Origin of the sequence: Nocardia sp. NPDC019219, assembly GCF_040632645.1 — a bacterium.
Lineage (GTDB): Bacteria > Actinomycetota > Actinomycetes > Mycobacteriales > Mycobacteriaceae > Nocardia > Nocardia sputorum.
Window position 1 is genome coordinate 33,298 of the sequence record NZ_JBEYCG010000008.1, and the last position, 12,037, is coordinate 45,334.

Annotated in this window: 13 protein-coding genes; 7 read left to right on the top strand and 6 right to left on the bottom strand. The window is 68.3% G+C overall.

Going from position 1 to position 12,037, the window contains the following annotated elements:
* Positions 1–3: 3 nt before the first annotated feature.
* The 3 genes from ABZ552_RS16665 to ABZ552_RS16675 all read right to left on the bottom strand — a co-directional run bounded on the left by ABZ552_RS16665 (position 4) and on the right by ABZ552_RS16675 (position 2,351).
* Positions 4–582: a DUF3558 domain-containing protein gene (locus tag ABZ552_RS16665; protein WP_281917302.1), complete on the bottom strand. Its 579-nt coding sequence runs from the start codon at positions 580–582 to the stop codon at positions 4–6.
* Positions 579–965 carry a hypothetical protein gene (locus ABZ552_RS16670; protein WP_281917303.1) on the bottom strand — a complete coding sequence of 129 codons (387 nt, stop codon included), beginning with the start codon at positions 963–965 and terminating at the stop codon, positions 579–581. Before ABZ552_RS16670 ends, ABZ552_RS16665 begins: the two co-directional genes overlap by 4 nt.
* Before the next feature lie 189 nt (positions 966–1,154).
* Entirely contained in the window at positions 1,155–2,351 is a 1,197-nt protein-coding gene (locus ABZ552_RS16675) for an FAD-dependent monooxygenase (RefSeq protein ID WP_281877652.1), read from the bottom strand.
* A gap of 112 nt (positions 2,352–2,463) precedes the next feature.
* On the opposite strand from ABZ552_RS16675, the gene ABZ552_RS16680 reads away from it, so the two are divergent.
* Positions 2,464–3,180 carry a TetR/AcrR family transcriptional regulator gene (locus ABZ552_RS16680; RefSeq protein ID WP_357438094.1) on the top strand — a complete coding sequence of 239 codons (717 nt, stop codon included), beginning with the start codon at positions 2,464–2,466 and terminating at the stop codon, positions 3,178–3,180.
* A gap of 23 nt (positions 3,181–3,203) precedes the next feature.
* Positions 3,204–3,626 carry a limonene-1,2-epoxide hydrolase family protein gene (locus ABZ552_RS16685; RefSeq protein WP_281877654.1) on the top strand — a complete coding sequence of 141 codons (423 nt, stop codon included), beginning with the start codon at positions 3,204–3,206 and terminating at the stop codon, positions 3,624–3,626.
* A 3-nt stretch (positions 3,627–3,629) separates the two neighbouring features.
* Here ABZ552_RS16685 and ABZ552_RS16690 read toward each other — a convergent pair whose 3' ends face one another.
* Complete coding sequence (locus tag ABZ552_RS16690; protein ID WP_159843202.1) at positions 3,630–3,902, bottom strand: hypothetical protein; 273 nt, start codon at positions 3,900–3,902, stop codon at positions 3,630–3,632.
* 86 nt (positions 3,903–3,988) lie between these two features.
* Between ABZ552_RS16690 and ABZ552_RS16695 the strand changes: the two genes are divergently transcribed.
* The 4 genes from ABZ552_RS16695 (at position 3,989) to ABZ552_RS16710 (ending at position 7,760) form a co-directional block, all read left to right on the top strand.
* A complete protein-coding gene (locus ABZ552_RS16695; protein ID WP_281877655.1) occupies positions 3,989–4,357 on the top strand; it encodes a DUF488 family protein in 369 nt (122 codons plus the stop codon).
* Between the two features lie 266 nt (positions 4,358–4,623).
* Positions 4,624–6,009 carry a PhoH family protein gene (locus tag ABZ552_RS16700; protein WP_281877656.1) on the top strand — a complete coding sequence of 462 codons (1,386 nt, stop codon included), beginning with the start codon at positions 4,624–4,626 and terminating at the stop codon, positions 6,007–6,009.
* A gap of 189 nt (positions 6,010–6,198) precedes the next feature.
* Positions 6,199–6,801, top strand: coding sequence for an esterase (locus tag ABZ552_RS16705; RefSeq protein WP_281877657.1), 603 nt, complete (start codon positions 6,199–6,201; stop codon positions 6,799–6,801).
* A 101-nt stretch (positions 6,802–6,902) separates the two neighbouring features.
* A complete protein-coding gene (locus ABZ552_RS16710) occupies positions 6,903–7,760 on the top strand; it encodes an acyl-ACP desaturase (RefSeq protein WP_281917306.1) in 858 nt (285 codons plus the stop codon).
* 155 nt (positions 7,761–7,915) lie between these two features.
* Here ABZ552_RS16710 and ABZ552_RS16715 read toward each other — a convergent pair whose 3' ends face one another.
* Both ABZ552_RS16715 and glpX read right to left on the bottom strand, forming a co-directional pair.
* Positions 7,916–9,319 carry a class II fumarate hydratase gene (locus tag ABZ552_RS16715; RefSeq protein WP_281877659.1) on the bottom strand — a complete coding sequence of 468 codons (1,404 nt, stop codon included), beginning with the start codon at positions 9,317–9,319 and terminating at the stop codon, positions 7,916–7,918.
* Between the two features lie 908 nt (positions 9,320–10,227).
* Positions 10,228–11,271 carry a class II fructose-bisphosphatase gene (gene glpX, locus ABZ552_RS16720; RefSeq protein ID WP_043731608.1) on the bottom strand — a complete coding sequence of 348 codons (1,044 nt, stop codon included), beginning with the start codon at positions 11,269–11,271 and terminating at the stop codon, positions 10,228–10,230.
* A gap of 129 nt (positions 11,272–11,400) precedes the next feature.
* Here glpX and ABZ552_RS16725 point away from each other — a divergent pair, with 129 nt between their 5' ends.
* Entirely contained in the window at positions 11,401–11,967 is a 567-nt protein-coding gene (locus ABZ552_RS16725) for a DUF4245 domain-containing protein (protein ID WP_357438101.1), read from the top strand.
* Positions 11,968–12,037: the final 70 nt, after the last annotated feature.

The window sequence follows — 12,037 nt, forward strand, 5'->3', positions numbered from 1 at the left end:
TATTCAGCTGCCCGCGGGCAGCAGCGGTGCGACTGCTCGGGCGATATCGGTGGCGATATCGCAGGCGACGAGGTGCTTGCTCATCGATGTCTGCGGCACGTTGGTCAGGATGTAGAGCGAGCCGGACCCCATCTCGATGTTGATCGTGCAGCCACCGGGGACATCCGGACGGGCTTCGTAGCGTACGGCTTTCCGATCACCTGCCGGAATTTCCACGGCAGATGGGTATCTGCTGCGTACCTGGTCGAGTGTGCCGTCAGTGGTCTCGATGACGAATCCGTACCCAGCCCGCGCGACGTAACGGCAGCCTTTCCAGCTGACGCCGCCTTGACTGTCCTGCCGGGGTTCCGGGGGTCTCGAGTCCCACTGGCGCTCTGTGAGGAACTGGGGTGTCAGTGCGGTACAGGGATCGAACGCGGACTGCGCGTTCGGCCCTGACGATATGCTCGGGCCGCTGGTCGCGGTGTGCGACGAGGTCGCCGGTACGTTCGGTGTCGTATCTTCGCCGCATCCGGCGAGCAGGACGAGTCCTATCGTTCCGGTGACGAAACCTGTTGTCCGAAAGCCTGTGCCCGCCTTCATACGCCGAGCTCCCGCATCGCCGCCGCGAATTCCGTATCTGTACGAACGTAGCCATCGCGAATGGCTTGGAACAGGGAGCGGATTTCCTGCGCGACGGAGATGTACTCCGTCAGCGTGTCGAATGCGTTGTTCGGACCGCCGAAGGCTTTCTCCCGGAACAGACGCACAAGTTCGACTGCGGAGGTCAACTTCGGATTGTCCTCGCCCAGACCCCAGTCCTGCCGCTCACCCAGTTCACGCGCGTCGGTCTGCGCCGCTACCAGCGCGTCGATCAGCTCCCCGCACGCCTGGTCGATCTCCACGAACCCTTGCGGGTCCATCCGCACCCGCAAGGCCCCGGTTTTCGCAGCCTCGATGTACCCGGGAAACGGGCTGTCCGCCATCGCCGCCCCTTCCGTCAGTGCCGTCTGACCTTATAGACGCGCCCCGTCTCGCTCCGGTTCCATCGAAACACAACGGGTTCCACGGGGAATCTCGTCGCGCCGGTCGTCTTCGCCGGTGTGACGGTCCAGAGCTGGGATGATGTGCCGAGTCCCGGCGGTCAGTGGGCTGTCAAGGCGGCTGACGAACGGTCAGCGCGGATCCGTAGCGCCGACCAGCGCGGGGTAGTCCTGCAAATCGATGTCGTTGGCCGCGCTGTCGCCGTATTTCGTCATCAGCGCGAACATCCGGGATTCGAGGAACCAGTTGCGCATCCTGATGCCGCGCGCGGTCTTCGGCGCCAGGAAGCGGCCGGCGTTGCTGTTGCCCGCGATCTTCGAGTAGCGCTTCATCATCGCGTCGTAGCGGGCGAAGGCGACGGTGTGATCCCCGTCGGCCGAGGCCAGTTCGCCCGCGATGACGTACGCGCCGACCACGGCGAGCCCGGTGCCGAAGCCACCCAGCGTGTTCCCGTACCCGGAGTCACCCACCAGCGCGACTCGTCCCTTGGTGTAACCGTCCGGCATCGTGACCTGACTGATCGAGTCCAGGTAGAAATCATCGAATTCGCCGAGTTCGGCGAGCATTCGCGGCACCTCCCACCCGACGCCGGCAAAGGTCTCGGCGACGATGCGCCGCTGTGCCGGGCTGTCGTCGCGGGCGTAGTCCAGCTCGGGGGCGGCGAACATGTACATCTGCTGCGCCTTCGGGCCGCCGCTGATCGCGAGTCGTCCCGGCGCGTTGTGACCGTGCGCGACCACCCGTTCGCGCGGCCCGGCGGTCGAGCCGTTCCACGGGCTGGCGCCCGCGACGGCGTAGTAGTAACCCAGATGTTTCACGAAGTCACGCTCGGGACCGAAGGCCAGCCTGCGGACCCGGGAGTGGATGCCGTCGGCGCCGAAGACGAGATCGAAGGTGCGGGCGGGCGCGTGCTCGAACTCGACGTGCACGCCGGCAGCGGTGTCCGTGAGCGCGGTGATCGAATCGCCGAACAGGTATTCGCAGTGGTCGGCGGTGCGCCGGTAGATGATCTCGGACAAGTCGCCGCGCAGGATCTCGACGTCGCCACCGGTGAATTCCCCCGACATCACCGCCAGTCGTGCGCCCCGCTCGTCCACGAAGACGGTGTCGGTGGTGCCGGTCCTGTGCTGCTCGATGTCATCGAGGATGTTCATCCGCTCCAGCACGGTGCGGTGGGTGCGGCCCTTGAAGTCGACCGCCTGACCGCCGGCGCGCAGTGCCGGAGCGCGCTCCACGACGGTGACCGCGAATCCGTAACGGTGCAGCCAGTAAGCCAGCGCGGGACCGGCGATGCTCGCGCCGGAGATGAGAACGGTGGTGTTGCGCACGGAAATCTCCTCGACATTGATCTGCGTCCGAAGGAAACTGTATCCATCGGACGCAGATCAGCGTATGGTAGACACAGTTTCACGTCAAGACGTTCTCCGGAAGGATGCGGGCATGCCGACACCGACCGCACTCGAGTTGCTCTGGGGCACCGGTCAGCGCCCGAAACGGGGTCCGAAACCAGCGCTGTCACTCGAGCGGATCGTGGGTGAGGCCATCGCCCTCGCCGACGCCGAAGGGCTGGCGCACCTGTCCATGCAGCGGGTGGCCGAGCGGCTGGGTTTCACGAAGATGTCGCTGTACCGCTACGTGCCGGGCAAGGCCGAGCTCGTCGCGCTGATGCTGGACACGGCGCTGGGCGCGCCGCCGGAACTGCGCGCCGGTCAGGAGCGCTCGGAGGACGGCTGGCGCGAGCTGCTGGGCGTGTGGTGCGAGACGATCTACGAACGCTTCTGCGCCCATCCCTGGTCGCTGGAGGTGTCGGTGGGCAGGCGGCCGGTCGGCCCGAACGAACTGGCCTGGATGGAAGCCGCGCTCGGCGCGCTGGCCGGGACCGGGCTCACCACCGCCGAACGCCTGGACACCATCGTCCTGCTGACCGGCCACGCCCGTAGCCTGGCGCAGCAGGTGCGGATGGTGGCCGCCGACGAGTTCGAGCGACAGGTCGCGGGGCAGTTCGCCGAAATGGTGGCCGCCGCGGCCGATCGATACCCGGCTTCGGCGGCGGCCTTCGCGGAGGAAGGCGCGGTCGAGGGAGGGGTGGGTGCGCTGGAATTCGGTATCGAGCGCATTCTCGACGGACTGGCCGTGCTCATCGCGCGCCGCGGGTGACCGGCTCGGCCTACGCTCGGACCATGACCGACGAACCCGACCTGAAACAGGATTCGATCACCACCGTGCGGGAGTTCTTCGCCGCGCTCGGGATGGGCGCCTCCGAGGAGGCGATCGACCTGCTGCACCCGGACATCGTCTGGAAGAACACTTCACTGCCCGATGTTCGCGGCATCCGGCGGGTCGGCGGCGTGCTGCGCGGGCTGCGTCGTGACTGGCTCGGCTTCGGAGTGGATCTGCACCATATCGCCGCCGACGGCGACGTCGTGCTGACCGATCGCACCGACTACCTGCGCTTCGGGCCGGTGCGCGTCGGGTTCTGGGTGACGGGCACGTTCGAGCTGCGCGACGGCCGAATCATCCTGTGGCACGACCATTTCAGCTGGGAGAACTTCTTGCGCGGCACGGCCGCCGGCCTGTGGCGCGCGGCGCTGACCCGGCGCTGACCCTCAGGAGTGCTTGGCCAGGTAGTCCAGATAGACCGGCCGCAACACCTCGGCGACCGCGCCGTCGCCCGCGTGCACGTAGTCGTCGAGCATGGGCAGCACGTACTTGATGTCCGCCTCGCTTTCGCCGACATTGCCCGCGGCGGCCTCCGCGGCCGGGATCGACGTGAGCAGCCGCCACAGGAACTTCACGTCACCGCGTCGCACGGCCAGCCTCATCGCCCGGTCGTGCAGTTCCTTCGACGACAGCTTCTCCAAATCCTCGTTACCGGACATACCAGCGACTCTATCCGCCGAATCGGCCGACAGCGACGGCGTGGCGAATCCCGTGGCCGCTCGCACGCCGTGCTGCGATGACTGCCATGACCCAGCAACCGCAGTCCGGCTTCCGCGTCAAGCGCGTCTACGACGAACCAGACCCCGACGACGGCACCCGGGTGCTCGTCGACCGGCTCTGGCCGCGGGGCATCACCAAAGCGCAAGCGCGGGTCGATCGCTGGCCCAAAGCGCTCACTCCGTCCACCGAGTTGCGGCGCTGGTTCCACGCCGACCGGGACGCGCGGGGCCCGGAATTCGCCCGGCGCTACCGCGCCGAACTGGCTGTTCCGGAGGTTCAACAAGATTTGCGGGATTTGCGCGCTCTGGCCGCCGAAGGTCCGGTCACATTGCTCACGGCCGTACAGGATCCGGCACACAGCCATGTTCCGGTGTTGCTCGAGCTGCTCCGCTGAGCGTTCGTGACGTGCGGGTTTACCACAAATTCACGGACACGCCTCGCCGTCCCCGAGCGCGGAACCGGGAACCGGAGGTAGCGTCGGGTGTGCGGGCCGCGGCGGTGTGGCTCGTACGGGAGGTCCTGACCGTGACTGAGCTACTCAGTACGAGGGGGCCGGCACCCGGCCCTCGTGGCGCCTGACGGCAACGTCGGGTCCATCAGGACGGACCGGTCCAGCGAGATCGTTCGTGCGACTGCCGCGCGAACACAGAGGAGCCCACCGTGACTGCTGCACGCTCCGTTTCCGCTCCCTCGGCGAACTCCAGCTCCGCGAAAGGCGGAGCCGCCGCGAAGGGGGCCCGCCCCTCGCAATCAGCCGGCAAAACCTTCGTCATCGACACGTCCGTCCTGCTGTCGGATCCCTGGTCCTTCACGCGGTTCGGCGAACACGACGTGGTGTTACCCCTGGTGGTCATCAGTGAACTCGAAGCCAAACGGCACCATCACGAGCTGGGCTGGTTCGCGCGCGAAGCCCTGCGTAACCTGGACGATCTGCGCCTGCAGTACGGCAGGCTGGATCAGCAGGTGCCGATCGGCACCGAGGGCGGAACGTTGCAGGTGGAATTGAACCACACCGATCCCGCGGTCCTTCCGGTCGGCTTCCGCACCGACACCAACGACTCCCGGATCCTGGCCTGTGCGCTCAACCTCGCGGCCGAGGGCCGCGAAGTGGTGTTGGTGTCCAAGGACATTCCGCTGCGGGTCAAGGCGAGCGCGGTGGGCTTGCACGCCGACGAGTACCACGCCCAGGACGTGGTCACCTCGGGCTGGTCCGGCATGGTGGAACTCGATGTCAGCACGGCGCGCATCGATCAGCTCTACGCCGAGTCGGTGATCGATCTCGACGAAGCACGAGAGCTGCCCTGCCACACCGGCATTCGGCTGCTCGGCGTCAGTTCGAGCGCGCTGGGCCGGGTTACCCCGGACAAGCGGGTGCAACTGGTGCGCGAGCGCGAGGCGTTCGGGCTGCACGGCCGTTCCGCCGAGCAGCGCATCGCGCTCGACCTGCTGCTGGACGAGAGCGTCGGCATCGTCTCGCTGGGTGGCCGGGCGGGTACCGGCAAGTCGGCGCTCGCGTTGACCGCGGGCCTGGAGGCGGTGCTGGAACGGCGGACGCAGCGCAAGGTGGTGGTCTTCCGTCCGCTCTACGCGGTGGGCGGCCAGGAGCTGGGCTACCTGCCCGGCACCGAGAGCGAGAAGATGGGCCCGTGGGCCCAGGCGGTCTTCGACACGCTCGACGGGCTGGCCAGCCGCGAGGTGATGGAGGAGGTGCTCAGCCGCGACATGCTCGAGGTGCTGCCGCTGACCCACATTCGCGGGCGGTCGCTGCACGACTCCTTCGTGATCGTGGACGAAGCCCAGTCGTTGGAGCGGAATGTGCTGCTCACGGTGCTCAGCCGGCTGGGAACCGGCTCGCGGGTGGTGCTCACCCACGACGTGGCTCAGCGCGACAATCTGCGCGTCGGCAGGCACGACGGTGTCGCGGCGGTGGTCGAGAAGCTCAAAGGCCACCCGCTTTTCGCGCACATCACGCTGACCCGTAGCGAGCGCTCGCCGATCGCGGCGCTGGTCACCGAGATGCTGGAGGAGTACGGCCCCAACGCCTGATCCCGCGGTGCTGTTCAACGCTGTGTTTCACGGCATGTCCGGTGGGTATCATCCGCCGCGATAGCTGTTCGGTATGACCCGGTGACCGCCCGTCGGTCACCGGGTCATCGCCTGACAATCGGCCGAGGCTACTCGTGGCGCCGTCACGGAGTCCGCGGTGTGCCGGTAGCCCACAGCGAGAGGATGGACATGCACCACTTCGCTCGACGAACGGCTGGATTCACCGCGGTGCTCGTCGCGGCAGGGCTGGTCTCGGCCGGCTGCGGCGGCGATGACAACGCCGGCGACAGCGCCAAAACCGGGATGGCCAGCATGACCGGCATGGTCACCTCGATGATCAGCCCCGGCACCGCCACCGGCAGCCCCACGCGCACCGGGGAAGAGCCGACAGGCACCACGGGCGCCACGGCCACCACGGGGGCGAGCGCGGAGGGCACCAAGATCGCCACGCCGGGCGGCGAGATCAGCGTCGACGGCGACATCTACGAGAAGTACGTGCAGCTCGGTGGCCCGACCGGCACGCTCGGCCTCCCGTTGGAAGCCGAGGAGAAGGGCCCCGACGACGGGGAATATCAGGACTTCGCGGGCGGCACGATCTACGAGGCCAAGGACGGCGACCCGCACGTCGTCTGGGGCGAGATCCGCAAGGCATGGGAAGACAACGGCGGCGCGCAGGGACAGCTCGGCTACCCGATCAGCGACGAGAAGGACATCCCCGGCGGCAAGCAGAGCGACTTCACCGGCGGCACCATCACCTGGGTGAACGGTACTATCACGGTCACGCCGAAGTAGGAGCCAGATATTCGGCGTCCGGGGTCGCGGTGTGGTCCCGGTTGCCTGTGAATCCCATCCATCCGCTCCCGCTCCGCGGGCCAAGCCGCTAGGTTATCTCGGTGCAAACTCTCCTGACCGACCGCGAACTGCTCGAATCGCTCGCGGTGGACGTAGAACTGCTGCTGCGTAAGCACGTCGATGTCGCCGACGGGTGGCAGCCCCACGACTTCGTGCCGTGGGACGACGGGCGCAACTTCGCCTTCCTCGGCGGTGACGACTGGACGCCGGAGCAGTCCGAGCTCAGCGACACCGCCAAACTGGCGTTGACCGTCTCGGTGCTGATCGCCGACAACCTGCCCTCGTATCACCGCGAGATCGGCAAATACCTGCGCACCGGCGCGTGGTGGCGCTGGGTGGGCCGCTGGACGGCCGAGGAGAACCGCCACGAGATCACCATCCGCAACTACCTCATGGTCACCAGGGCCGTCGACCCGGTGGAGTTGGAGCGGTTGCGCATGGAGCACATGACCAAGGGCTTCCGTCGCCCGGCGATGCACCTGCTCGACGTGCTGGCCAACTGCGCGTTCGAGGAGGCCGCCAGCGCCGTTCGGCATCGCAACACCGCCGCGCTCGGTGAGAATCCCCTGGTCACCGCCATCGCCGAGCGGATCGCGCTGGATGACGAACTGCAGTCGGTGTTCTTCGCCGACCTGATCGCCGCCGCGCTCGATCTGGCGCCCGACCAGGCCGTGCGGGCCATCGCCGACCGGGTCGCCGGCTTCGAGGTCCCCACGGTGACGCTCTCGGACGGCCGCAGCAGCGACGCGGTGCTCGCCGAGGCGGGCATCTACGACCGCGCCAAGGAGGGGGAGCTGGTCTTCGCCCCCTTGCTGCGGCGGTGGAACATCTTCACTCGGACCGATTTCGGTCCGGACGGGGAGCTGGCGCGCGAGGAGCTCGCGCACTTGCGCGACTGACCTGCCGTCCTCGGGTCCGTCGCGACGGACGCGTCCCGCGAACGCCACCTCGGTAGCCGCACGGTTACCCAGGTGGCGTTCGTTTCGGCACGGCTTGCCGGTGGCCGATGACGCTGTGGTGACGGTCGGGCCTGTGGCGGACGAGGGCGGTCTCGTCAGTCCTGGTCCGCCACCTTCGCCATGGCCAGGACGTCGAGGCGGCGGTCGAGTTCCTCCTCGGTCAGCTTCTCGCCCAGCAGACCGCGGTCGATGACGGTCTGCCGGATGGTCTTCTTCTCCTTCAGCGCTTCCTTCGCCACCGCGGCCGCCTCCTCGTAGCCGATCGCCGAGTTCAGCGGCGTCACGATCGACGGCGAGGACTCGGCGAGCGTGCGCAAATGCTCGACATTGGCGACCAGGCCGCGCACGCACTTGTCGGCGAACAGGCGGGAGACGTTGGCCAGCAGGCGAATCGACTCCAGCAAGTTGCGCGCCATCACCGGGATGTACACGTTCAGTTCGAAGGCGCCGTTCGCGCCCGCGAAGGCGACCGCGGCGTCGTTGCCGATCACCTGCGCGCCGACCTGGGTCACCGCCTCGGGGAGCACCGGGTTCACCTTGCCGGGCATGATCGAGCTGCCCGGCTGCAGATCCGGCAGCTGGATCTCGGCCAGGCCGGTGAGCGGACCCGAGCCCATCCAGCGGATGTCGTTGGCGATCTTGGTCAGGCTCACCGCGATGGTGCGCAGCGCGCCGGACGCCTCGACCAGGCCGTCGCGCGCGGCCTGTGCCTCGAAGTGATCCTCGGCCTCGCGCAGCGCGTCGATGTCGGTGGCCCGCACGAGCTCCGCGACGACCTTCGCGCCGAAGCCCTCCGGTGCGTTCAGGCCGGTGCCGACCGCCGTTCCGCCGATCGGCAGTTCGCCCAGCCGCGGCAGCGTCGCCATGATGCGGTCGATACCGGCGGCGACCTGACGGGTGTAGCCGCCGAATTCCTGGCCCAGCGTCACCGGGACCGCGTCCATCAGGTGGGTGCGGCCGGACTTCACCACGGTCCGCCATTCCACCGACTTGTCCAGCAGCGCCAGCCGCAGATGCTCCAGCGCGGGAACGAGATCGGTGATGACCGCTTCGGTGGCGGCGAGATGCGTTGCGGTGGGGAAGGTGTCGTTGGACGACTGGGACATGTTCACGTCGTCGTTCGGGTGCACGGTGACGCCGTTGGCCTTGGCCAGCGAGGCGATCACCTCGTTGGCGTTCATGTTCGAGCTGGTGCCGGAACCGGTTTGGAAGACGTCGATCGGGAACTGGTCGTCATGCCTGCCGTCGGCGATCTCGTTCGCCGCGGCGATGATGGCATCGGCCTTCGCGGGATCGAGCAGACCCAGGTCGCGGTTCACCGTGGCGCACGCGGCCTTCAGCAGGCCGAGCGCGCGAATCTGCGCCCGCTCCAAGCCGCGTCCGCTGATCGGGAAGTTCTCCACGGCCCGCTGGGTCTGCGCCCGCCACAAAGCGTCCACCGGAACCCGGACCTCGCCCATGGTGTCGTGCTCGATGCGGTACTGCGTCTCCTCGCTCATGATCCCGACCCTATGCCGCACCCGCCTCCCATGGGGCAGCCACGCCTGAGGTCATTCGCACACCTCGGCAGGCCCCGCCGGGGAATACGCACCGTTCGCTCGATGTCGCCGCCATACGGCCCGGAGCCGCGCCGGCCTACCAACCCCGTACGGGGTACATGCGAGAAGCAGACAACCGGTCCGCAAGAGCGGCACACGGCGAGGAGAAGCTCGAAGCGGGTGACGGCCGAGCATGAAGCGCACCGCCGCGCCCCGAGTCCGCACTGGCTGCGGAAAGCCGCACCTTCCGGCCGACGGTGCACAACGGCGCGCTCAGCACGCCGTCGGTGGACGTCGACCGGCGCAGTCGAAGCGGCTCTGCTTACGCGATGTGTCCACGTCGGAGACATGGCTGCTTTGTCAGCCGCGCGGCACGCGATCTCTGAATCGGGCACTGTGGACAAGCCGTTTCCCGTGCGCGGCGGTCCTGGCTCCCGGATCGTCGAGCCCGGGCCGCGCACCCCGCGCGCCAGCGGGTGAACGGTCCCTGCCCCGCTATCCGATCGCCCATCAGTAGAAACCGACCGAGGCATGACGAACGGTGCACTTCGGGGCGCGGTCACCACACTGCGGAACCACTGACCCCAGCTCCCGATTTCGAGCGAAGCGAGACCGAGCATCCGCCGTTCGCGGCCCGGCTCGCGTTTGCGTGGCCGTCGCGTCCGCGACGAAGGAGCAAGCGGCGGTCGCGCAAACGCGAGCCAAAAGGGGGCCGCGAACACCCAGCGCCGCAGGCGCTGGAAAAACCAACACAGCCCGGCTCGCGTTTGCGTGGCCGCCGCGTCCGCGACGAAGTCGCCAGCGGTGGTTGCGCAGACGCGAGCCAAAAGGGGGCCGCGAACACGCCGCGACGAAGTCGCGGCCAAATGTCACGGCAGCGGCGGGACCGCGTGTTCGTCGCCGATGAAATCGACCGAGGAGTATTCGCGCAGCTTGGTCAGGCGGTGGTAGGCGTCGATCATGCGGACCGTGCCGGACTTCGAGCGCATGACGATCGACTGCGTGGACGCGCCGCCGCCGTAGTAGCGCACGCCGCGCAGCAGGTCGCCGTCGGTGACGCCGGTGGCGCAGAAGAAGACGTTCTCGCCGGAGACGAGGTCTTCGGTGGTCAGCACGCGGTCCAGGTCGTGGCCCGCGTCGATGGCCTTCTGCCGTTCTTCGTCGTCCTTCGGCGCGAGCATGCCCTGGAGCTCACCGCCCATACAGCGCATCGCGGCGGCGGCGATGATGCCCTCGGGGGTGCCGCCGATGCCGACCAGAATGTCGGTGCCGGAGTCGGGGCGGGCCGCGGCGATCGCGCCCGCGACGTCGCCGTCGGAGATCAGGCGGATGCGGGCGCCCGCGTCGCGCACCTGCTGGATCAGCTCGGCGTGCCGGGGCCGGTCCAGGATGCAGACGGTCAGGTCGGACTTCGCGGAGTTCTTCGCCTTGGCGACCCGGCTGATGTTCTCGCCGATCGGGGCCGAGATATCGATCACGTCGGCGGCGTCGGGGCCGACGGCGATCTTGTGCATGTAGAAGACCGCGGAGGGGTCGAACATGGCGCCGCGCTCGGCGACCGCGAGCACCGAGATCGCGCCGGGCACGCCCTTGGACATCAGCGTGGTGCCGTCGATCGGGTCCACCGCGAAGTCCACTTCGGGGCCGGTTCCGTCGCCGACGGCCTCGCCGTTGTACAGCATGGGCGCTTCGTCCTTCTCGCCCTCGCCGATGACGACGATGCCGCGCATGGACACCGAGCTGACCAGCTGCCGCATGGCGTCGACGGCGGCGCCGTCGCCCCCCTCCTTGTCGCCGCGTCCGACCCACCGGCCCGCGGCCATCGCCCCGGCCTCGGTCACGCGGACCAGCTCGAGTGCGAGGTTGCGGTCGGGCGCCTCGCGGCGGCTAGGTGTGGGAGAAGTTGCCGTCATTGCGGGGTGCCTCCTGTGCGTCGGTACGTACCGGTCAATTGTCTCATTCGATGTGGCACGGGCGTACACCCCTGCTCGAGGTGTCGGGGTGCGCGGGGCGGCGTCGCCGCGCGAGTGGATACTGGGAGCGTGTCGTACCAAAAGCCGCGCATCCTGAACGACTACCGGGATCTGTTCTGGTCGCTGATCCCGTTGGTCCTGATCGCGCTGGTGTTCGCGGGGCTGGCCAGCCAGTGCAGTTTCGCCGCGAACGGTCCGACGCAGGGTCAGATCCCGCACTTCGACGCGCGGGCGGCGCTCACCGCCGACGCGCGTTCCCTGCCGTTCCCGATCCGCAACCCGGACCTGCCCGCGGACTGGACGCCGAATTCGGGTAGTCGCGAGTCCATCGGCGGCAACGGCGGCGGACCGGTCAGCACGGTCGGCTACATCACGCCGCAAGGCACCTACATGCGTTTCAGCCAGAGCAACGCGACCGAGGAGGCGCTGGCCCGCTTCGTGCTCGGGTCCCGGTACGCCAGCGGCACCGAGCAGGTCGGCGCGCAGAAGTGGGTCGTCTACGCCGAGCATGGCTCGGAGACCGCGTGGATCACCGACCTCGGCCAGTCCCGTGTGCTGATCACCGGCGCGGGCAACCAAGCGGCGTTCACCACGCTCGCGCAGGCGATCGCCGCCGCCCAACCACTGAAGCCCTGAAACACGCTTGCCTTCGGCCGCGCGCTGCCGTTAGGTTGGCCGCGGTACGAGACACGTGCCGAACCGGATC

What these genes read in the sequence shown, in the direction of transcription:
- ABZ552_RS16665 (WP_281917302.1), bottom strand. Translation starts at nt 582, where the DNA reads ATGAAGGCGGGCACAGGCTTTCGGACAACAGGTTTCGTCACCGGAACG.
- ABZ552_RS16670 (WP_281917303.1), bottom strand. Translation starts at nt 965, where the DNA reads ATGGCGGACAGCCCGTTTCCCGGGTACATCGAGGCTGCGAAAACCGGG.
- ABZ552_RS16680 (WP_357438094.1), top strand. Translation starts at nt 2,464, where the DNA reads ATGCCGACACCGACCGCACTCGAGTTGCTCTGGGGCACCGGTCAGCGC.
- ABZ552_RS16685 (WP_281877654.1), top strand. Translation starts at nt 3,204, where the DNA reads ATGACCGACGAACCCGACCTGAAACAGGATTCGATCACCACCGTGCGG.
- ABZ552_RS16690 (WP_159843202.1), bottom strand. Translation starts at nt 3,902, where the DNA reads ATGTCCGGTAACGAGGATTTGGAGAAGCTGTCGTCGAAGGAACTGCAC.
- ABZ552_RS16695 (WP_281877655.1), top strand. Translation starts at nt 3,989, where the DNA reads ATGACCCAGCAACCGCAGTCCGGCTTCCGCGTCAAGCGCGTCTACGAC.
- ABZ552_RS16705 (WP_281877657.1), top strand. Translation starts at nt 6,199, where the DNA reads ATGCACCACTTCGCTCGACGAACGGCTGGATTCACCGCGGTGCTCGTC.
- ABZ552_RS16715 (WP_281877659.1), bottom strand. Translation starts at nt 9,319, where the DNA reads ATGAGCGAGGAGACGCAGTACCGCATCGAGCACGACACCATGGGCGAG.
- glpX (WP_043731608.1), bottom strand. Translation starts at nt 11,271, where the DNA reads ATGACGGCAACTTCTCCCACACCTAGCCGCCGCGAGGCGCCCGACCGC.